The organism is Bacteroides stercoris ATCC 43183, assembly GCF_025147325.1.
Taxonomy (GTDB): Bacteria; Bacteroidota; Bacteroidia; order Bacteroidales; family Bacteroidaceae; genus Bacteroides; species Bacteroides stercoris.
Genome location: NZ_CP102262.1, coordinates 2,132,364 through 2,152,011, shown reverse-complemented (window position 1 = coordinate 2,152,011; position 19,648 = coordinate 2,132,364). Strand labels below are relative to the sequence as shown.

The 19,648-nt window shown below is 48.8% G+C and carries 22 protein-coding genes and 3 pseudogenes; 19 read left to right on the top strand and 6 right to left on the bottom strand.

Annotated features, from left to right (window positions below; genetic code table 11):
* Positions 1 to 17: 17 nt before the first annotated feature.
* The 19 genes and pseudogenes from NQ565_RS08715 to NQ565_RS08625 all read left to right on the top strand — a co-directional run bounded on the left by NQ565_RS08715 (position 18) and on the right by NQ565_RS08625 (position 14,102).
* Positions 18 to 473: a hypothetical protein gene (locus tag NQ565_RS08715; RefSeq protein ID WP_005655110.1), complete on the top strand. Its 456-nt coding sequence runs from the start codon at positions 18 to 20 to the stop codon at positions 471 to 473.
* A 21-nt stretch (positions 474 to 494) separates the two neighbouring features.
* Positions 495 to 932, top strand: a complete 438-nt coding sequence (locus tag NQ565_RS08710) for a hypothetical protein (RefSeq protein ID WP_005655108.1) — start codon at positions 495 to 497, stop codon at positions 930 to 932.
* A 265-nt stretch (positions 933 to 1,197) separates the two neighbouring features.
* Entirely contained in the window at positions 1,198 to 1,497 is a 300-nt protein-coding gene (locus NQ565_RS08705; protein WP_005682322.1) for a DUF4134 domain-containing protein, read from the top strand.
* A gap of 22 nt (positions 1,498 to 1,519) precedes the next feature.
* Positions 1,520 to 1,840 (top strand): DUF4133 domain-containing protein, encoded by a 321-nt coding sequence (locus tag NQ565_RS08700; protein ID WP_005655104.1) that lies wholly within the window; start codon positions 1,520 to 1,522, stop codon positions 1,838 to 1,840.
* A 3-nt stretch (positions 1,841 to 1,843) separates the two neighbouring features.
* Positions 1,844 to 3,868: pseudogene (locus tag NQ565_RS08695) on the top strand (TraG family conjugative transposon ATPase); the annotation flags it as partial.
* A gap of 630 nt (positions 3,869 to 4,498) precedes the next feature.
* Positions 4,499 to 6,145, top strand: a complete 1,647-nt coding sequence (gene ltrA, locus NQ565_RS08690) for a group II intron reverse transcriptase/maturase (RefSeq protein WP_005655094.1) — start codon at positions 4,499 to 4,501, stop codon at positions 6,143 to 6,145.
* Between the two features lie 119 nt (positions 6,146 to 6,264).
* A pseudogene (locus NQ565_RS08685) lies at positions 6,265 to 6,747 on the top strand (TraG family conjugative transposon ATPase); the annotation flags it as partial.
* Between the two features lie 22 nt (positions 6,748 to 6,769).
* The gene (locus NQ565_RS08680; RefSeq protein WP_005655090.1) at positions 6,770 to 6,901 is read left to right on the top strand and encodes a hypothetical protein; all 132 of its coding nucleotides are present in this window, start codon (positions 6,770 to 6,772) and stop codon (positions 6,899 to 6,901) included.
* Positions 6,902 to 7,177, top strand: a complete 276-nt coding sequence (locus NQ565_RS08675) for a hypothetical protein (protein ID WP_005655086.1) — start codon at positions 6,902 to 6,904, stop codon at positions 7,175 to 7,177. It begins immediately after the preceding gene.
* A 4-nt stretch (positions 7,178 to 7,181) separates the two neighbouring features.
* Positions 7,182 to 7,811, top strand: a complete 630-nt coding sequence (locus NQ565_RS08670; protein WP_005655084.1) for a DUF4141 domain-containing protein — start codon at positions 7,182 to 7,184, stop codon at positions 7,809 to 7,811.
* A gap of 27 nt (positions 7,812 to 7,838) precedes the next feature.
* Positions 7,839 to 8,852 (top strand): conjugative transposon protein TraJ, encoded by a 1,014-nt coding sequence (gene traJ, locus NQ565_RS08665; RefSeq protein WP_005655082.1) that lies wholly within the window; start codon positions 7,839 to 7,841, stop codon positions 8,850 to 8,852.
* Positions 8,853 to 8,883: 31 nt separating this feature from the next.
* Positions 8,884 to 9,507, top strand: a pseudogene (gene traK / locus NQ565_RS08660) (conjugative transposon protein TraK).
* Positions 9,497 to 9,787: a hypothetical protein gene (locus NQ565_RS08655; RefSeq protein WP_005655076.1), complete on the top strand. Its 291-nt coding sequence runs from the start codon at positions 9,497 to 9,499 to the stop codon at positions 9,785 to 9,787. Before traK ends, NQ565_RS08655 begins: the two are co-directional and overlap by 11 nt.
* Entirely contained in the window at positions 9,771 to 10,619 is an 849-nt protein-coding gene (locus NQ565_RS08650) for a conjugative transposon protein TraM (RefSeq protein WP_005655073.1), read from the top strand. Before NQ565_RS08655 ends, NQ565_RS08650 begins: the two co-directional genes overlap by 17 nt.
* 12 nt (positions 10,620 to 10,631) lie before the next feature.
* Positions 10,632 to 11,036 carry a conjugative transposon protein TraM gene (traM, locus tag NQ565_RS08645; RefSeq protein ID WP_005655072.1) on the top strand — a complete coding sequence of 135 codons (405 nt, stop codon included), beginning with the start codon at positions 10,632 to 10,634 and terminating at the stop codon, positions 11,034 to 11,036.
* A 4-nt stretch (positions 11,037 to 11,040) separates the two neighbouring features.
* Positions 11,041 to 11,940, top strand: coding sequence for a conjugative transposon protein TraN (gene traN / locus NQ565_RS08640; RefSeq protein ID WP_005655070.1), 900 nt, complete (start codon positions 11,041 to 11,043; stop codon positions 11,938 to 11,940).
* 18 nt (positions 11,941 to 11,958) lie between these two features.
* Complete coding sequence (locus NQ565_RS08635) at positions 11,959 to 12,549, top strand: conjugal transfer protein TraO (RefSeq protein ID WP_005655069.1); 591 nt, start codon at positions 11,959 to 11,961, stop codon at positions 12,547 to 12,549.
* Between the two features lie 27 nt (positions 12,550 to 12,576).
* Positions 12,577 to 13,038, top strand: coding sequence for a TraQ conjugal transfer family protein (locus NQ565_RS08630; RefSeq protein WP_005655066.1), 462 nt, complete (start codon positions 12,577 to 12,579; stop codon positions 13,036 to 13,038).
* A gap of 152 nt (positions 13,039 to 13,190) precedes the next feature.
* Positions 13,191 to 14,102, top strand: a complete 912-nt coding sequence (locus NQ565_RS08625; protein ID WP_005655064.1) for a M48 family metalloprotease — start codon at positions 13,191 to 13,193, stop codon at positions 14,100 to 14,102.
* Between the two features lie 21 nt (positions 14,103 to 14,123).
* Here the strand turns inward: NQ565_RS08625 and NQ565_RS08620 are convergent, their stop codons facing one another.
* The 6 genes from NQ565_RS08620 to NQ565_RS08595 form a co-directional block, all read right to left on the bottom strand.
* The gene (locus tag NQ565_RS08620) at positions 14,124 to 14,585 is read right to left on the bottom strand and encodes a hypothetical protein (protein ID WP_005655062.1); all 462 of its coding nucleotides are present in this window, start codon (positions 14,583 to 14,585) and stop codon (positions 14,124 to 14,126) included.
* 361 nt (positions 14,586 to 14,946) lie between these two features.
* A complete protein-coding gene (locus NQ565_RS08615; protein WP_040315756.1) occupies positions 14,947 to 15,186 on the bottom strand; it encodes a hypothetical protein in 240 nt (79 codons plus the stop codon).
* Positions 15,187 to 15,319: 133 nt separating this feature from the next.
* Positions 15,320 to 17,254, bottom strand: a complete 1,935-nt coding sequence (locus NQ565_RS08610; protein ID WP_005655058.1) for a ParB/RepB/Spo0J family partition protein — start codon at positions 17,252 to 17,254, stop codon at positions 15,320 to 15,322.
* Positions 17,255 to 17,279: 25 nt separating this feature from the next.
* Positions 17,280 to 17,870: a hypothetical protein gene (locus NQ565_RS08605; RefSeq protein WP_005655056.1), complete on the bottom strand. Its 591-nt coding sequence runs from the start codon at positions 17,868 to 17,870 to the stop codon at positions 17,280 to 17,282.
* Between the two features lie 64 nt (positions 17,871 to 17,934).
* On the bottom strand, positions 17,935 to 18,951 hold the full coding sequence (locus NQ565_RS08600; RefSeq protein WP_005655054.1) for a hypothetical protein: 1,017 nt from the start codon (positions 18,949 to 18,951) through the stop codon (positions 17,935 to 17,937).
* Positions 18,952 to 18,983: 32 nt separating this feature from the next.
* The gene (locus NQ565_RS08595; protein ID WP_040315821.1) at positions 18,984 to 19,259 is read right to left on the bottom strand and encodes a hypothetical protein; all 276 of its coding nucleotides are present in this window, start codon (positions 19,257 to 19,259) and stop codon (positions 18,984 to 18,986) included.
* Positions 19,260 to 19,648 lie beyond the last annotated feature (389 nt).

The following is a 19,648-nucleotide window of genomic DNA, read 5'->3' as shown; positions in this document are numbered from 1 at the left end:
CATTAATCATTATCCGTATGAACATAGGATTAGTAGATGTGGACGGGCATAACTTCCCCAATTTCGCACTGATGCGCCTTTCCGCTTATAACAAAGCAAAGGGACACCGGGTGGAATGGGCCTCACCGGCGCAGCGGTATGACAAGGTATTGGCAAGCAAGGTGTTCACCTTCACGCCTGATTATGACTATAACCTGCTGGATGCGGGTGAAGTGATAGGGGGCGGCACCGGGTATGACATTGCCGGCAGGCTTCCCGAAGCCGTGGAGAACAGCCGGATGATGGACTATTCCATATACCCTGATTACCCGTTCTCCCTCCAATTCTTTTCAAGAGGCTGCATCCGCAAGTGTCCTTTCTGCCTTGTCCGTGAAAAAGAGGGATATATCCGGGCAGTGGAACCGGTGGAGCTAAACCCGAAAGGAAACTGGATAGAGGTGCTGGACAACAATTTCTTTGCGAACCCGCAGTGAAGGAGTGCGGTAAGCTATCTGATGAAAGCGGGCCAGCCCGTAAAGCTGCACGGCGTGGATGTTAGGATTATGGACGAGGAACAGGCCTGGCATCTGAACAGGCTCAGGATGAAGCAGAACATCCATATCGCATGGGACCTGCCGCAACTTGACCTGACGGACCGCCTGAAAGAAATGGTAAAGTACGTGAAGCCTTACAAGATAACCTGCTATGTGCTGGTAGGTTTCAATTCGACTATCGAGCAGGACCTGTTCCGGCTGAACACACTGAGGGAACTGGGTATCACCCCCTTTGTGATTCCTTTCCGGGATTATGGGAATGAACGGGTGCCCACGCAGTACGAGCGTGACCTTGCCCGGTGGGCAAATCGGATGTGGCTGTTCAAATCCTCCTCCTTTGAGAACTATATGCCCCGCAAAGGTTTCAAGTGCGGAGCCTATCTGAAGAAGGCCGGTTAAACATTTAAAACGCAGAAGACAATGAGAACAAAAGGCTATTACGATTCGGGATGATTCAGATCTTCATCCCGGGGAGAGAATTAACAATGAAGTTTCACCATTCAATCATGCAACCATGCGAGAGATGTATTTTGACTCCGGCTGATTACCTGCCGGAACTTACCCCCTGAACCATTAAACCATAAACGGCCACGGCTGCCTTATGGGGATAGTGAAAGGGGGCAGCCCGTGGATTTTTATTCACTTAAAAAAATCACGGAAATTAATGAAACAGAAAAGATTGATTATGATGCTGGCCGTACTGGCGGCAGCGGGTGCGGCAATGGCACAAGGGAACGGACAGGCGGGCATCACGGAAGCCACGCAATTAGTGACGGGATATTTTGATCCGGGGACGAAACTGGTGTACGCGGTGGGTGCCATTATCGGTTTGATTGGGGGCGTCAAGGTCTATCAGAAGTTCAGTTCGGGCGATCCGGATACCTCGAAAACTGCGAGCAGCTGGTTTGGAGCCTGTATCTTCCTGATAGTAGCCGCCACTATTCTGAGGTCGTTCTTCCTCTAAAAACAATTCAAAGGCACAACTTATGTCTGATTTTGAGATAAACAAAGGTGTGGGGCGTGAGGTGGAATTTAAGGGACTCCGTGCCCAATACCTTTTTATTTTTGCTTTCGGGCTGCTTGCCGTGTTCGTGGTGTTCGTCATCATGTACACGGCGGGCATCGGGCAATGGGTATGTATCGGTTTCGGGGTATCGGCGGCCACGGCAATAGTCTGGCTAACCTTCTCGCTGAACAAGCAGTTTGGTAGCCACGGACTGATGAAGCTCCTTGCCGCCCGGCAGCATCCCCGACGGATCATCTCACGGAAACGTATCACACGTCTGATTAAAAAACAACAATCGTAAATTATGAGAAGTACATTGACAACATCCACACTGGAAAGCAAATTCCCCGTCATGGCGGTGGAACACGGCTGCATCGTCAGCAAGGACGCTGACATAACGGTGGCTTTCCGGGTGACACTGCCGGAAGTATTTTCGGTATCATCCACGGAATATGAGGCGATGCACGCCACATGAGCCAAGGCAATTAAGGTATTGCCGAACTATTCAATCATCCACAAGCAGGATATTTTCATCACGGAGAAATACAGACCCGACACCGGGAAAGACGACCTGAGCTTCCTCTCCCGCAGTTTTGAACGGCATTTCAACGAACGGCCCTATCTCAACCACACCTGCTACCTGTTTCTCACCAAGACCACCAAAGAACGCTCCCGGCAGCAAAGCAACTGGAATACGCTGTGTCGGAAGTTTCTGGTGCCGAAAGAGATACAGGACAAAGAGACAATGGAGCGTTTCATGGAGTCGGTGGGACAGTTCGAGAGTATTGTTAATGACGGCGGGCTAGTGCGACTGGAACGGCTGGCCACGGAAGAGATAACGGGAACGGAAAACGAACCGGGCATCATCGAGAGGTACCTGACCTTATCGACGGACGGAAGCGTCATGCTACAAGACATGCAGTTGAACCCGGACGAGATGCGTATCGGCGACAAACGGCTCTGTCTGCATACCCTTTCCGACCTCGACGACCTGCCGGGAAAGGTGCGGACTGACGGACGTTATGAACGTCTTTCCACGGACCGCTCGGACTGCCGTCTGAGCTATGCCTCGCCCGTGGGTATCATGCTGCCCTGCGACCATATCTACAACCAGTGAATATTCATAGACGACAGCAGCGAGAACCTCGCCCGTTTTGAGAAAACGGCGAAGAACATGCAGTCGCTTTCACGCTACAGCCGGAGCAACCAGATAAACAAGGAATGGCTGGATGAATACTTGAACGTGGCGCACACCAACGGGCTGCAATCCGTCCGCTGCCATTGCAACATCATCGCGTGGGCCGAAAACGGGGACGAGCTGCGGCGGGCGAAGAATGACGTGGGCAGCGCACTGGCGCTGATGGAATGCACACCCCGCCATAACACCACCGACCTGCCGGTCCTCTACTGGGCGGGCATACCGGGAAACGAGGCGGACTTCCCTTCGGAAGAGAGCTTCTACACGTTCACCGAACAGGCACTATGCTTCTTTACGGCAGAAACCTGCTACCGGAACTCGCTCTCCCCCTTCGGTCTGCGCATGGTGGACCGGCTGACGGGAAAGCCCGTCTTCCTCGACATATCGGACCTGCCCATGAAAAAAGGGGTGGTGACAAACCGGAACAAGTTCATCCTCGGCCCGTCGGGCAGCGGAAAGAGCTTTTTCACCAACCATATGGTAAGGCAGTATTGGGAACAAGGTACGCATATCCTGCTGGTGGATACCGGAAATTCATACAAGGGGCTGTGCGACCTGATTCATCAGAAAACAGGCGGGGACGACGGGGTTTATTTCACCTACCAGGAAGATGACCCGATTTCTTTCAATCCGTTTTTTACACAGGATTACCGGTATGACATCGAGAAGCGGGACAGCATCAAGACGCTGATTCTGACTTTGTGGAAAAGAGAGGACGAGCCGCCCCGGCGCTCGGAAGAGGTGGCGCTATCGAACGCGGTCAGCCTGTATATCGAGAAGATAAGGAAGAACCGGAAGATAAAGCCCAATTTCAACTCGTTCTATGACTTTGTAAGGAAGGACTACCGCAAGGTGCTGGCAGACAAGAACGTGCGCGAGAAGGACTTTGACGTGGACGGTTTTCTGAACGTGCTGGAACCCTATTACAAGAACGGCGAATACGGCTATCTGCTGAACTCGGACAAGGAACTGGATTTACTGAACAAGCGGTTCATCGTATTCGAACTGGATGTCGTGAAGGATAATCCCATACTTTTTCCGGTGGTGACTATCATTATCATGGAGACTTTCATTAATAAAATGAGACGTTTGCAGGGTATCCGCAAGATGATATTAATTGAGGAAGCCTGGCTGCGACATGTAAGTCTTGTATATGATTGTTTAACATTCCATTCCACGCGCTGGAAATAGAACGATTAAACCTGTTGTTTCGTCAACAGTAGCCTATGGGAACGTGCGATAGTAAGCAATGAGGTCGTGCGATAGCAGAACCAACAATGAAGCCCTTCCGAAAGGAGAAGTCAGAACCGCGAGGGAACGACAACTGCCGTTAGTATCGAGTGGCAGGGGAGCTAGGCTGAATGGTATGAATAACGTAATGTGAACCGTTGATAAACGTCGTAACTTCGAATGAGCTGTTAATGATACTGGGCTCTAACCCAAAAGGGACGCAGTCGGATAACCTTCTTCATGCTAAGGTTACACGAACATGATGACTGCCGGCGGATAGACGGATTCTAACCCATTCGTTTGTCATATACAAGAAACATGGTAAACCCGTATTTCTCCTGTATAACAGCAGGTAAGCAAACCGTAAGGAAAGCCGAATGAAATGCGGGCAGAGGAATGTGGAAAAAGCGAATGCCATTCTGTAATGGAGCGGATAGAGGTTGAAACATCACCTCACACGAAAGTGGGCTGACTTCCGCAAGGTGACTTTTTACAAGAAACTTTTAGAACTTATTTAAAGGAGAAAAGCAAATGAACGAAAGTAAGACATCGTGTGCATCTACTGACCAAAAGTGGAGCACTTGGGAAAGCATAGACTGGAACAAGTGCGAAATAGCGGTTAATAAGCTACAAGCACGTATTGTAAAAGCTCAGAAAGCAGGCAAACACGGCAGGGTGAAAGCTTTGCAGTGGATGCTGACGCATTCGTTTTACGCTAAAGCTTTAGCGGTAAAACGTGTTACATCGAACAGAGGCAGTAAAACTGCGGGTGTTGATAAAGCTGTGTGGGCAACTTCCAACAGTAAATTCAAGGCCATCAGCGAGCTAAGAAGAAGAGGCTATACCCCTCAACCTCTAAGAAGGATACATATTAAAAAGAGTAACGGGAAGTTGCGTCCATTAGGGATTCCGACGATGAAAGACAGGGCAATGCAGGCATTGTATCTGCTCGCATTGGAACCTGTGTCAGAAACAACTGCTGACAGCAACTCCTACGGATTCCGTAAAGAGAGAAGTGCTGGCGATGCAAGAGAACAATGTTTTTGCGTCCTTGCCAAGACAGCTTCTCCCGAATGGATTTTAGAAGGAGACATCAAAGGTTGTTTTGACCATATCAGTCATGACTGGCTGTTGGAAAATATTCCAATGGATAAAGTCATGCTGAAAAAATGGCTCAAATGCGGTTTCGTTTTCAACAAGGAATTATTCCCTACGGAAGAAGGAACTCCACAGGGTGGAATTATCTCGCCAACTCTTGCCAATATGACATTGGACGGTCTGCAAGCAATGCTCGCAGAAAAGTATTATAGGAAATCCGTTAAGGGACAAGTATATTATCCAAAGGTTCACATGGTTCGATACGCGGATGATTTTATCATTACGGGAAGGACTAGGGAAGCATTGGAGGAAATAAAGCCGTTAGTGGAGAACTTCCTTGAAAGTCGGGGACTTACTCTATCAGAAGAAAAGACAAAGATAACCCATATTGAAGAGGGCTTTGATTTTCTCGGGTACAATATCCGTAAATACAATGGAATACTTCTAATAAAGCCGTCCAAAAAGAGTCTGAAGGGATTCATGGAGAAAATCAGAGGAATCATTGATTCCAATAAAGGTAGTAAACAGGAATCTCTTATAAGACTTTTGAATCCGGTAATAGTCGGTTGGGTGAATTACTACAAGAATTGCGTGGCTTCGGACACATTCAGAAAAGCTGATTACTTGATATTTGAAAAGCTATGGCAATGGGCCAAGAGACGACATCCCAAGAAAGGTAAATATTGGATTGCCAGCAGATACTTTACACGAATAAAGAATCGTAACTGGTGCTTTGTGGCGAACTTCAAAAGGGGTAAAGCGGATGATAAGATTGCCCTCAAAAGACTGTACGACACGAAAATCACCCGATACGTAAAAGTGAAAGGTGAAGCCAATCCTCTCGACCCTGAATGGAAAGAATATTTTGAAAAGCGCAAGACTTACAAGATGCTCAAGTCGCTTAATGGTAGAAAATCATTGCTGTATATGTGGGAAAAACAAAATCATTTATGCCCCATATGCGGAGAACCCATAGACAAAGAACACTCGTGGGGAACTAATGAAAGAATTGTCAATGGAAAGAAAGTTAATTTCTTGGTACATGACAGTTGCAGAAGAAAAGTCATTCAACTTAAATAGATGTAACAATGAGCTGGTTTCTATTAGATAGAAATTTAAAGTTGCTTGAGCCGTATGATTGGAAACTTTCACGTACGGTTCTTAGGGGGGAAAGGGGCAGTAATGCCCCCGACCTACCCGGCAAGGCAATCGCACGTGAAGGGATGGCGAACTACATCCGCTATCTCTTCAAGACGGTCAGAAAATTCTTCGGCGAAGCGGTTGTGGTGACGCAGGAAGTGGACGACATCATATCGAGTCCGGTTGTAAAGGAGACAATCATCAACAATTCGGACTGCAAGATACTGCTTGACCAACGAAAGTACCAGAACAAGTTCGACCAGATACAGAACCTGCTCGGCCTGACGGACAAGGAACGCTCACAGATACTTTCGATCAATCTTGCCAATGCAGCCAATCGCAGGTACAAAGAGGTCTGGATAGGGCTTGGCGGCACGCAAAGTGCGGTGTACGCAACGGAAGTCTCGGACGAGGAGTATATATGCTATACGACTGAAGAGTCTGAAAAACTGGAACTTACCCGCCTTACGGAAAAGCTGGATGGAAACATCGAGCTGGCTATCAAACAGCTTGCCGAAAATAAGCGGCAGGGAAACAAGTAACCATATTAATTCATAGACAATAATGAGTAAGAAAGATTTATTAAGTCAATGCAGGGAAGCGCTCGGAGACGCCACCCTGACCAATCTGGACCTGCTGAACCTGATTGGGGAAATGAGAAAGGAACTGGAACATGACCGCATCTGCGGTCACTGAATGAACAAGGAAGGCGGGTCCACGCTGACAATCCGTAAATCCAACCGGGTGACGGACGGATTCAAGGGCTACAAGGCTACACTGTTCGCCGGAGAAATGAGTTATACCGAAATCAATATCCCACTCCGTAAAGGGGACGACCTTTTCCTGCACGGGAACAAGGATGCGGGATGTATCGGGTATTTCAGCGGAAGCGAGGTATTGCTGTTCGGCTGTTACGGGCTGTTTGCCCGTGATGACGACAGCCGGTATTTACTGACTAAAGAAAGGAGATAGATGCATGAAAAGGAAAATGACAATTCTACTGGTGGCCTTGCTGTCCCTTTCGGTGACGGTCAGGGCACAGTGGGCGGTTTTCGACCCCAGCAATTTCGCACAAAGCATCGTGAACTCTGCCAATGAAATCGTACAGACTTCCACAACGGCGCAGAACATGTGGAGTAACTTTCAGGAGACTGTAAAGATTTACCAACAAGGTAAAGCCTACTACGACGCCTTGAAATCGGTGCATGACCTTGTAAAAGGTGCCCGTAAAGTGCAGCAGACCATTCTGTTGGTGGGTGACATCAGCGACATCTACGTGACGAATTTCAATACGATGATGGGTGACCCGAATTTCACAGTGGAGGAACTCTCGGCCATTGCTTTCGGGTATAACCGGCTGCTTGAAGAAAGCAGCAACCTGCTGCTGGACTTGAAGGAAGTGACCACGGCTACCGGACTCTCGATGACGGACAAGGAACGGCTGGACATCATCAACCGGATATACGGTGAAGTATTGGAATACAAGAACCTGACATGGTACTATACCCGGAAGAACATCGGGGTGTCGTACCTGCGGAGCAAGGAAAAGGGGGATGCCGCACGGGTGCTCTCCCTGTACGGGACACACGACCAACGTTACTGGTAATCATTTATAAGTAAAAATAGATAGACTATGGTATTACTATCAATAGACTGGACGAACCTGCATGAGTTGTTGCGTTCGCTTTACGATGAAATGATGCCGTTATGTGAAGACATGGCTTCGGTAGCGAAGGGAGTGGCGGGCCTCGGCGCCTTGTTCTATGTGGCCTACCGGGTATGGCAGTCTCTTGCCCGGGCCGAGCCGATAGACGTGTTCCCCCTGCTCCGGCCCTTCGTGCTGGGCCTTTGCATCATGTTTTTTCCCACTATGGTATTGGGCACGATCAACGGGATTCTTTCCCCCGTATGCAGTGCCACTTCCTCACTGGTGGAACAGCAGACTTTCGACATGAAAAAGTATCAGGAAGAGAAGGACGAACTGGAACGGGAAGCAATGCTCCGTGACCCGGCAAAGGCCTTTCTGGTAAGTGACGAGGAATTTGACAAGAAGATAGACGAGCTTGGCTGGTCGCTGGGGGACATGGACACGATGATAAACATGTACGGGCAGAAGGCGGTGTATGACATGGGGGAAAAGATACGGCAATGGTTCCGGGAACTGCTGGAACTCTTCTTTCAGGCAGCCTCGCTGCTGATAGACACGCTGAGGACTTTCTTTCTGATTGTCCTTTCCATACTGGGGCCAATCTCCTTTGCGCTGGCCGTCTATGACGGATTCCAGAGTACGCTCACCACATGGCTGTCACGCTATATCTGTATTTACTTATGGCTGCCCGTGGGTGATCTGTTCGGTGCTATCCTTTCACGCATACAGATTCTGATGTTGCAGCAGGACATCAAGCAGATGCAGGACCCGACATTCGTACCGGACGCATCCAATAGTGTGTATTGTATCTTTATGATTATCGGTATCATCGGTTATTTCTGTGTTCCTACGGTGTCCTCGTGGATTATCCAGGCAGGCGGTGCGGGAGCTTACGGGCAGAAGGTAGGCGGTGCCGGGAAAATGGCCGGAAACGGTGCGGCGGCAGTCGGAGGCGCAGTCGGCGGATCGGTAGCCGGACGCATTAAGAAAATGTTCTAAAACGTATCACTTTAAAAAATAGGAAAAAGACATGGAGTTCAAATCATTAAAAAACATCGAGACATCATTCCGGCAGCTACGGCTGTTCGGAATGGTATTCCTGGGAGTATGCGCACTGGTAACGGTCTTCGCCACCTGAAAGGCATACGAGTTTGCCGAGGCGCAACGGCAGAAAATCTATGTACTGGACAGCGGAAAGTCGCTGATGCTGGCACTTTCGCAGGACGTGCAGCAGAACCGCCCCGTGGAAGCGAGGGAACATATCAGACGTTTCCACGAACTGTTTTTCACCCTATCACCGGACAAGAGCGCCATTGAAAGCAACATCCAGCGTGCCCTTTACCTTTCGGATGAAAGCGCCATCGGTTACTACCGGAACTTGCAGGAGAAAGGCTACTTCAACCGGATGATAGCGGGAAACATCTCGCAGACGCTGACGGTGGACAGCATACAGGGGAACTTCAACAGCTATCCATACGAGATGAAGACCTATAGCCGGCAGCACATCATCCGTTCGAGCAGCGTTACCGAAAGGTCGCTTGTCACCACCTGCCGTCTGAGGAATGTAACCCGGAGCGACAACAATCCGCAGGGCTTTCTGATAGAGAGTTTTACCATCATCGAAAACAGGGACATCGGACAGTATGAAAGATAACGGTATAAAAAAGGTCTTCCACTCGTTCAGAACGGAGAAAGACCGATATATAATAAAACTCCGCAGGCGATGGCAACAGCTAAGCTACCGGCAGCAAAGGATTATCATCCTTTGCCTGCTCGGACTCTTCGCCGCCATCGACCTTGCCTACATCGTGGGCGGTTTCTGCGGGACAGACAAATTTCCGATTGAGGTACGGCATCTCCAAAGGATTGCGCTTCCCCAAACGGACAGTATCCAACCATTCAAAAACAATGTATCCAATGACACAATCCGATAAGAAAGAAGAGAAAGAGAAGGATAAAGGAGCGCAGAAGACGGAACCCGCATCCGAAAAGGAGAAGAAGTTAAGCGGCAAGGCCGCTGAAAAGCTGAAATTCTATGGCGTGGTGACATTCCTTTCCCTGCTTTGCGCCGGGTTCATCTGGTTTATCTTCAAACCGGACACACCCGAAACGGTGGAAGGGACGGCAGGCATCAATACCACGATACCCGACGCTATCGCACCGGAAACGATGGCCGACAAACAGAAGGCTTACGAACTGGAAGAGATGAAGAAACGCAGGCAAGAAAAAGTGAGAACCTTGCAGGACATGGCAGGTGGCTATCTGACACCGGACACAACGGACGGGCTGAAACCGGAAGAAGATGTACCGAAAGCGGATGCTATCCGGGAGTCCAGAGAAAAACAGCGGCAGATTTCAAGGCAGATCACCTCGTTCTATCAGGAACCGAAGGAGAGTCCGAGGGTGGACGAACTGGAGCGGCAGGTGAAGGAGCTTAACGAAAAGCTGGAACGTGAACGGAAAGGACAAGACCCGCTGGAACTGATGGAAAAGTCATATGAGATGGCGGCACGCTATTTCCCCGGACAGACGGGCGGACAGGTGAAGAACATACAGCCTGCGGGTGGTGCATCCGGCAATCCTGCCGCCATAGCCGCCGGACGTGCCGCGGAAAATGTGGTTTCGTCACTGGCCGCACCTCCGGCCCCCGACACGATACCCCGCAATTACGGTTTTGCCACTGCCGTGGGTGGCGGACAGCTTGCCGGAGCCAATACGATACGTGCCTGCGTGGCTGAAGACCAGACAGTGACCACCGGAGCATGACTGAAGTTCCGGTTGCTGGAACCGCTGCAAGTGGGCGGCGTGCTTGTACCTGCGAATACTCCGCTATATGGTACGGTGCGTATCGAAGGGCAGCGGATGGCAGTCACAGTAAACTCCATAGAGAGTGGCGGGAATATCCTGCCGGTGGAACTAACGGCTTACGATATGGACGGGCAGGCCGGACTTTTCGTTCCGAATACCGCAGAACGTACCGCCATGAAAGAAGCCGCCGCCAATATCGGGGGCAGTTTCGGAACAAGCATCTCGTTCGCACGCAGTGCCTCGCAACAACTCGTCATGGACGTGACAAGGGGCGTGCTTGGCGGCGGATCACAATATCTGGCCACAAAGATGCGTGAGGTGAAGGTGGCTGTAAAGGCAAATTATCAACTTTTATTAATATCCAAAAAGCAGTAATCAGATGAAGACAAGAATTATTTTATCATTAGTAATGCTTTTAACCGTATTGTCGGTAAAGGCGCAGGAACCGGTGGAAACAAAGATTTTCCCCACCAACCAGATTATCTCACCGCATAAGATTGAGGTGACTTTTCAGAAAACCGTACATATCCTTTTCCCTTCCGAAGTGAAATATGTGGATTTGGGTTCGTTCGACATCATAGCGGACAAGGCCACGGGAGCGGAAAATGTAGTACGCATCAAGGCGGCGGTGAAAGGTTTTGAAGGGGAAACGAACTTCTCCGTCATCACTGCCGACGGTTGTTTCTATTCATTCAATGTGGTTTACAAGGACGAACCGGCACAGCTCTCCGTCGAGATGGAAGACTGGCTCCGGGACAATCCCGAAGGCGGGATTGCGGGCGACCGCATGTTCGTGAAGCTGAAAGAACTGGGCGGGGAGACACCGCTGGTGGTGAACCGTATCATGTACACGCTGTATAAGAAGAACAAAAGGCATATCAGGCATATCGGTTGTAAAAAGTACGGCATACAGACACTGCTCAAAGGGCTTTATATCAACAATGACCTGCTGTACCTGCATACTTCCCTGCGCAACAGTTCGGATATATCGTTCGACATTGACTATATCCGTTTCAAAGTGGTGGATAAGAAAGTAGCCAAGCGCACGGCCATGCAGGAGAACTTCATAGAACCTGTAAGGACATACAACCGCCTGATAACGGTGGACGGGAAAGCCACGGTACGCAACATATTCGTGCTGCCCAAGCTCACCCTGCCGGATGACAAGCTGCTCGTGGTGGAGATTTACGAAAAGGGCGGTGCCCGTCACCAGTCGTTCCGCATAGAGAACACAGACCTTGTGGCGGCAAAACCAATCAGTGAACTGCATCTGAAATAATAACCTATATATAATATAATGTATATGCAAAGAATACTATTCATACTGACAGTTGCCGTGTTGTCGCTCTTTGCGGGCGAAGCATACGCGCAGCGTGACCTGCCGGGACAGACAGGCATACAGTTCACATCGGGCGGGGTGAATCATTTCCTTTCATGGAAGAGTGGCGGCGAACGCCACTACTTCACCTCGCTGGCCTTTACACATACCAACCGTAACCGTACCTACTGGCTGTATGGTCTGGATTATCAGATAAAGGAGTACACCTACGAAAATAAGGCAATACCCAAAGCGCAATTCACGGGGGAACTCGGCTATTTTATTCCCGTATTGTCGGACAAGGGTCGGAATGTCTGTTTCCGTATCGGACTTTCCGCTTTGGGCGGTTTCGAGACAGTCAACTGGGGAACTTCCCTGCTTCCTGACGGGGCGGCAGTGACAAACGGGGACAGCTTTATTTATGGCGGAGGACTGACGGCGGCTTTCGATGTCTATCTGACAGACCGGATCATCTTCCTGCTGCAAGTCAAGGAAAGGGCACTGTTCGGAACGGATGCGGGGAACTTCCATACGCAGGTGGGTTTGGGTGTCCGCTTTATCATCAACTAATAAAAAAGAGAAAGGAGAAACAGAAAAATGAAAAACGTATTATATATATGTATAGGCGCACTGCTTGCGGTGCTGGCCTTCAGTTCTTGTAACGACGGGATAGACATCCGGCAGGATTATGATTTCAGCCTCTCGTCATGGTATCTGCAAAAGCAGATCGCAACGGGTGAAACGGTGGAGATACGTTTTTATCTTGACCGTGAAGGAGACTATGAAAAGGCGGAGTATGAAATAGGTTACATTCAGATGGAAGGCAAGGGAGAGGTGTCAGACTGTGAAGGCGTAAAACTTGTGAACAGGGAAGTGAAACCGCTGGCAGAGGTGCCGGGACTGGATACGGAAAATCCGGTAAAGCAGGTATTCACTCTCTTTTACCGCTCTACAAGTGCCAGACGCTCGGAACTGAAATTCTTTGTCCGGGACAATTTCGGGCAGGAAAGGGAAATGACAGTAACATTTGACACGGAAAGCGGTACGACGGAAGAATAGCCGTTACCAATACCTATAAGTGAGAACGGCGGGGCATCCCGCCGTTCTTCATTCCATAAATTTGACTGTATGGCAGTAATTTGATTGATTTACCCACCCGGTGATTCAAATTAACTTTTTATATTTACCAACCGTTTTAAATTTATAAGCATATGAAAACAACACTCCGTATATTCCGCATTTTATACAAGCTGCTTCTGCTCTGTTACGTGACAGTGGTAAACATTATCCTTATATCGGCTTTTTATGTCCTGCTTCTTCTTATTGTGGAATGGGTGGCCCCTTCATTCCTGCCGGGGCTGTTTGCCGAATACTCCTTCGCGCATCATCTGGTCTATTCATTGCCTTTCTATATTGTCTTGCTTTACATCCTGTACAGCCTTTCACCACTGAACGTATGGATGATGCGGATGAAAGAGGGTTACAGACCGCTGGGCGGTGAGGAACGGGCACGGGTGGAACGCCTGCTCTCGGAAATGGGGATGGAGAGGAAACTGAATATCTACCGCAACAGGGACGCACGCACGAACGCCGTGACTTTCGGCTTCCATACAATCGGGCTGACGGGCGGTATTCTTCAGACGGCATCGGATGAGGAACTCAAAGGGATAATCAGCCACGAAGTGGGGCATATCTCGCATTATGATTTCGTTTATCAGGTACTTCTGTTCTCGATGCAGTCGTTGGGCTACCGTTGTCTGTACGGACTGTTCCTGATTCCTGCACTGTTTTTCGGAATAATCGGCAACCTTGTGATTGCAGTGGTTCCGGCTGTCCGGTTTGCTGTGGCGGGGATGGCAAAGCTATGGTGGAGTCTTTATAAACTGCTGCATCACACGATTTACGGCATCAGCCGGATGGCCGACGTGAATATCAACAAATATGCCGAATACCGTTGCGACACGTATGCCGTGCGTTATGGCTGCGGGGAAGGTCTGCTCTCGTTCCTGCGCCGGCTGGCGGTGGCGGAGACGGGCGGGCAGCGGCCTTCGTTTACCGAATATATCATGAGTACGCATCCGTCCACCGAAAAACGGATTGCACGGCTGGAAAAGTTGCTGTAATATGCGGCAAATGATATATGCCTATATCATTTTACGGATATTGGTATAGGGAATACCGGATGCACGCACCTGCCCGATTTCTTCGGAAAAGTCGTCATAATAACAGACGATATGACTGCCGGTAAGTACATTGCTGAAAATCTCTTTTTCCGGAAGCATTTCTTTATTGTCCGCCTGCTTCATCAGGTCGTCATACAAGGCACGATACACTTTGTCGGTATCTGCCGGAAAAGTTGTTCCCGGTATGATTGCCGAAAGGGTTATATCCGGGCATTTGTCCGCTTCACGCAGCATGATTATCGTGTCTGCGCCTAATAATCCGATATAGGAATGTAGATTGCAGGTAAATGTGCGATAACCTTCATTGTAAAGTGAAAGGATAACCCGGTAAAGTTCCATGCGGATTTTATCTTCCTGGAATTGGTCGTACTTCGTTGTCTTTTCAATGGTACTGCCGGTAATGGCAACGCTCTTGTTGTACATCTTGCTATGATTTTTTGGTGGATACCTTGTCCGTAACTTCCTGCTATGTACCGAAAAAAGCACGGTACTTAACAGGTTCTACTCTCCGGTACGACCAAGCACCCATGCAGGAAACGAGTTAAGACCGTGCCATTGGTGTATGACAAGGACTCCGCCCGTTTATTCTCCTGCTTTGAATTTGGTCGTTTCGAGAGTAAGAACAAACAGCTAAAAGCTATTCTAATATGTTATTATTCAATTCCTTTAATCTTATAACTTTCTTTTTTGGTTCAACCCTGCAAAAATAGGAAAAAGTCGGGCAACCGCATAGGGATTGCCCGACTTTTTTAAGAGAGAGTATTCAGGTGTGGAGTGTGGCAGGTCATTCCACCGGCTCGCCGCTATAGCGAAGGCGGCAGATGTCCTCGTGGATTTCACACATGATATGTAGCTTCATCCGCTTGCTGATATGGCGGCTCGGAGAACACATGAACAGACGGTTCTCTATCAGACTGCAAAACTTCGTGCCTTCCCGGCTTACAATGCAGACAATCTGATTCTCAAGAAAAAACTCTCTGTCGGTGGAATACTCCACGTCCGGGGATATTCTTATATATTTCATTCGCTGATATTTTTAAAGGTCGTTTTACGGTGGCGGTGTAGGTGGGGTCGTCCGGCCCTGCCCTCTGTTCTCTCGGGGGCGGTGAAAAAGCGTGTGCCGGATGTTGTTTCCGGCACACGCTTTCCGTTTGGGGTTATGCTGCTTTTCCGCTTTCGGGCTTCTCCGTTTTCGGGGCGGTGACTTTCTTCTCCGCCACTTCTGCCGCCTGCTGCCGTTCCGCTTCCTTGGCTGCTTTCTTTTCCGCTTTTTTCATTTCCTTTATCCTTTCCTCCAAACGTTCATGCCGTTTCTGATATTCCTCCTCGTGGGTGGCTTTGGCAAGTCCGTACTGGTCGGGGAAGTGCATGTTTGCGAAGTCCCTCAATAGTTTGGATGCGTTGTTGTCTCCATAGCCGTTCTCACAAAGGAAGTGGCTGATGAAGTCACGTTTGATGAGAGTCTTTTGTGCGTCTGTCAGTTTGGCAACGATTTTCATCCGCTGTTTCTCGTCCAATGCGAAAGGCTGGTCCTTGATGCCGAAAAGCGGGAAATGTCTCCTTTGAAGTTGGGCAAGCATGGCAAAATAAACCATACCGTCTTCGTACTGCGTGAACGGGCTTTCGGGATAGTCGTTCTCACGGACAATCTTTTTCGTATCGGCAACGGTCTTTTCGATGGAAAGCTGTTTGAAACGCTTGTCCCTTTCCTGCAATGTCCCGATAGTGACGGGAGCGGTTTCCTTCCTGTTTATCTCCACGTAGCAGAGTTCGGGTTCCGTCTGCCCTACCTTTACATAGGTCTTTATCCTGCCTTCCTCCTTCATGCGGTCAAGTTCCTCCACCTTTCGGGCATATTCCTCGTTTCTGCGCTCAAATGTCTGCACCGCCTGTTCGTACTCTTTCGTTTGGGTGAACTGCTCTTTCTTCGGTGCTTCGGGTGCTTTGGGGAATTCCCTTGCCGATACGTTGTAGTCAAGTTCCTTGATTTCATGCCCTTTCTTGTCCAATTTCTGTAGTGCCATATCGTTACGGCTTCCGTAGTAGGGGCGTGCGACAACCAGCTTCGGATCGGATTTCAAAAGTTTCTCCGTCTCTTTTGCCACATGGGCTGCGTTCTTGGCTTCCAGACATTTGCGGTTGGTGCAGTGTCCGCACCCGTTATGCTCGGCAAAAAGGTTGTAATTGGCTGCGTTGTGTACGCATGTATTGCATTCCGTCTTGTCGAACTTGTATTGCCCAAGGTCGGTGGTATAGTATTTTTCAAAGTACCTTTTGAAGAGGTTCAATGTATATCCCGTCCAACCCTCACCGTTCCCCTCTTTGAGGTGCTTCTCGTACACGTCCTTTTGTATATCGGGCTCATAGGTGCTTATCTCCTCGGCTACGCTGACAGTAATTGTTTCATTGTCCAACAGTTCACCGATAGGCGCATAGAGTTCGTTCAGTTTCAATCGGGTATAGATATATTTCTCGCTCCGTCCGAAACGGGCGGTCAGTGAATACATGTCATATCTGCCCTTTTCAAGCAACCGCTTGAACGCTTTTGCTTCTTCAGTGGGGCGTACCTGCTCACGCTGCAAGTTCTCGCTTAACGACATGTCTTCCGCTTCATCGTCCGTCACATTGTTATATATGGTTGCCTTTATGGTCTTTGCTCCTGCAAGCAATGAGGCACGGTAACGGCGTTCACCGTATATGATTTCATAACCGCCTTCCGTGCGTGGACGTACTGCAATGGCCTGCAGGATTCCCACTTCCCGAATGCTTTCCGCAAGTTCCTGCAATGATGCGTCATTGAACGTCTTGCGGTGGTTGTCCCTACTTGGGTGTACGGTGGTGATGTCAAGGTCTGTTTCGGCTGTGGCCGTTGCAAGCGGTGTCTTGAACGTGGCCTGCTGCGGTGCTTCTTCCGTAACGGTGGGAACGGTTGCCGTTTCGGGTGCTTCTGTCACTTCGGTAGCCGTGGGCACGTCCTGCGGTGTGAGTAGTGTAATCGGTTTCGGGATGATTGCCAAAGCGGTCACCTTTACTGCATTTTCTTCCTCTGATTTCTGTACGCTGTTCGTCTGTACTTTCTTGTTCGTTTTCATAATGATAAGTTTTAAATGTTGATAATTAATTGAATAGTTTTCCGTCTGAAAGGTATTCCCAACCGTTGGCGTTGCTTTCTTCCGTGAAGTATTCCAAAGTCCGGGTGCTTTCCATATCATCCCGACAAGCACGGAAAAAACTGTCGAGACATTCGTTCATAAGGCTGTCAAACGTGATATTTTCGGTGGGGGATTTCAAGAACTGATAAATCGGAGTAAGAATACAGTTATCTATATAATAGCCCGTAAGGGGACAACAGGCATCTACAAATATCCTGCTTTTTCGTCCTTTCGTCCCTTTCCAAAAATATTTTGGCGTGTACAGGTCGTTCCAATGGTTGTTCATCAGATAGGCTGCCAACCGCCAACCGTTTAGCCCGTCTATGCAGTCTTCCTGCCTGCTGCGGTAGTCATAGCTGTAATTGCATGCGTCATATCTCCAATTACGGCACACAATGCCGAAGCGTTCGCAAAAGGTATCAAGGGTCTGACGGTTCTCGTGTGTCCAACCGTAAAAATATCGGTTGCACAACCATTCGTTGTGTGCTTTCTCTTTGGCTTCCCCGGATAACTCGGTTATCCGATAGAGGGTGTATGTTCTTGTTTCCGTTCTCATGTCGTTACTTTTTTATGGGTTCGTTGATAGGCGGGCGGATTGTTCCGCCCTGCCGTTCATGCTGTCATACACGGATGCACGTGGCGAGTGCTTCCCTTACTTTCGTTTCCTGCTTCTTGGAATATATCCACCCTGCACGCCTTTCGCCCTTATAGGTGAGGTTCGCACGGAACAGACCGTTCAAGTCTTTCAGAATGTCCTTTATCGGCCTGGTGTCACCGAATACGGCAATCGCCTTCTCGCTGTATTCCACGATTTCAAGACTGAGGGTTGAAAGGTCTGCGGTTGCTGTGGATTGTTCTGCCGTATCGCTGTTTCTCTGCGGTGCTTTCATACAAAGGTTGGCTTCATCCCCTGCGGTGTGCGCATACCGTTCTATGAATTTTTCAAGGTCGTGGATAGGCTCTTTCTCAACCGTCCAACCGCTGTACTTGTTCCTGCCCAGATACATACCGTCTCCCATGCTGTAATTTTCACGGTGTTCGTAATCTGCGTTATATTCCGCCAAATAGGCTGTTCCCTCAAAATTGGCGGCATGCTTGCGCATTTCTGAAAAGAGGTTGCGTGTATGTTTGGAAAAGCCTAAAATGACGGTTCTTGCTATACTGTAGTCATAATAGTCCGTATAGCTGTCGCACTCGTTTACCCGTAGTGTACCGATAATGACCGCCTTTGCATCCGTCGGGATAAGGGGGCTCAAACGCTCCGCACCGATTTTGGCGATACGGCTGTATTCCTTTCTTGTTTCCTTCGCTTTCTTTTCTTCTTCGGCTTTCTTCTCTTTTGCCTTGGTGAGTAAAGCGGCTGTTTCCAACGGATCTAAAAACCTGGGGTTCGCATCATCGTAATAGATTCCTATTCCGAATTTTTCCGATAACGGGCGGATAAGGTCGGATGTATGAAACTCGTATGTCCGCAAATTGATAAGATGATAGGTTATTCCCCACCCGTTGCGGCCTACTTCATACACAACATAGCTGTCATAGCTGTAGCCTTCCAATACTACCACTTGATTGACTGAAACGGTCTGAACGCTTCTGTCGTAACTTCTGTTAGCTCCTAATAAATGTACTTTAGTCATAATGATTTGATTTTAAAATGATTCATATTCTGTCAGAGTATCACGCAAAGAACAAGGATAAAAAGGGCAAGCACGCAAAGGATGCGCCACACGGCACGGATGAGGAAGACCACCACCGCCAAAACTGCCAACATGGGCAGCACACTACCTAAACCAATCGCCACACCACCCAAAAAGGCACACACGAAACGCACCGCCACATAGACCATGAAACCGACCGGCGACCACTTCACCAAATTTTTAATGCCGGTTGGAGCGGAGCCGAAGCCTCGTTTCAAATCCTGCCGTATTTCAATTCTCTTTTTCATAACATTGACTTTTTTTTTATGCCTTGTCGGTGGCTTCACCTTGCTCGTTTCAGGGGGCAGATACGGACGGGGAGAAAATATGCAAGGCTTTTGGTGAAAAATTTTCAACCGCCCGGCTGGACGGATTGAAAAATTTTCGCCAAAACCCGCAGGGCGCGAAGCGGGCTTGCAGATTTTTAGGGGCCCCGTACGTAGCTTCGCACCCTGAACCACGCAAGGTGGAGCTACTGACGGGATAAATAAAAACGGGAAAATCGTTATATGGGAAAAAGAGAATTGAAATATGGCAGGATTCGTAGTCTGTTTAAACAAGCATAACTATCGTATTTATCACAGCTCAATATAATTTTTGGAAAATACATTTATTGTCAGAGTAAAACATATTAATA

Coding starts and splice junctions, on each gene's coding strand:
- NQ565_RS08715 (WP_005655110.1), top strand. CDS start 18: ATGAACATAGGATTAGTAGATGTGGACGGGCATAACTTCCCCAATTTC.
- NQ565_RS08710 (WP_005655108.1), top strand. CDS start 495: ATGAAAGCGGGCCAGCCCGTAAAGCTGCACGGCGTGGATGTTAGGATT.
- NQ565_RS08705 (WP_005682322.1), top strand. CDS start 1,198: ATGAAACAGAAAAGATTGATTATGATGCTGGCCGTACTGGCGGCAGCG.
- NQ565_RS08700 (WP_005655104.1), top strand. CDS start 1,520: ATGTCTGATTTTGAGATAAACAAAGGTGTGGGGCGTGAGGTGGAATTT.
- ltrA (WP_005655094.1), top strand. CDS start 4,499: ATGAACGAAAGTAAGACATCGTGTGCATCTACTGACCAAAAGTGGAGC.
- NQ565_RS08680 (WP_005655090.1), top strand. CDS start 6,770: ATGAGTAAGAAAGATTTATTAAGTCAATGCAGGGAAGCGCTCGGAGAC.
- NQ565_RS08675 (WP_005655086.1), top strand. CDS start 6,902: ATGAACAAGGAAGGCGGGTCCACGCTGACAATCCGTAAATCCAACCGG.
- NQ565_RS08670 (WP_005655084.1), top strand. CDS start 7,182: ATGAAAAGGAAAATGACAATTCTACTGGTGGCCTTGCTGTCCCTTTCG.
- traJ (WP_005655082.1), top strand. CDS start 7,839: ATGGTATTACTATCAATAGACTGGACGAACCTGCATGAGTTGTTGCGT.
- NQ565_RS08655 (WP_005655076.1), top strand. CDS start 9,497: ATGAAAGATAACGGTATAAAAAAGGTCTTCCACTCGTTCAGAACGGAG.
- NQ565_RS08650 (WP_005655073.1), top strand. CDS start 9,771: ATGACACAATCCGATAAGAAAGAAGAGAAAGAGAAGGATAAAGGAGCG.
- traN (WP_005655070.1), top strand. CDS start 11,041: ATGAAGACAAGAATTATTTTATCATTAGTAATGCTTTTAACCGTATTG.
- NQ565_RS08635 (WP_005655069.1), top strand. CDS start 11,959: ATGTATATGCAAAGAATACTATTCATACTGACAGTTGCCGTGTTGTCG.
- NQ565_RS08630 (WP_005655066.1), top strand. CDS start 12,577: ATGAAAAACGTATTATATATATGTATAGGCGCACTGCTTGCGGTGCTG.
- NQ565_RS08625 (WP_005655064.1), top strand. CDS start 13,191: ATGAAAACAACACTCCGTATATTCCGCATTTTATACAAGCTGCTTCTG.
- NQ565_RS08620 (WP_005655062.1), bottom strand. CDS start 14,585: ATGTACAACAAGAGCGTTGCCATTACCGGCAGTACCATTGAAAAGACA.
- NQ565_RS08615 (WP_040315756.1), bottom strand. CDS start 15,186: ATGAAATATATAAGAATATCCCCGGACGTGGAGTATTCCACCGACAGA.
- NQ565_RS08610 (WP_005655058.1), bottom strand. CDS start 17,254: ATGAAAACGAACAAGAAAGTACAGACGAACAGCGTACAGAAATCAGAG.
- NQ565_RS08605 (WP_005655056.1), bottom strand. CDS start 17,870: ATGAGAACGGAAACAAGAACATACACCCTCTATCGGATAACCGAGTTA.
- NQ565_RS08600 (WP_005655054.1), bottom strand. CDS start 18,951: ATGACTAAAGTACATTTATTAGGAGCTAACAGAAGTTACGACAGAAGC.
- NQ565_RS08595 (WP_040315821.1), bottom strand. CDS start 19,259: ATGAAAAAGAGAATTGAAATACGGCAGGATTTGAAACGAGGCTTCGGC.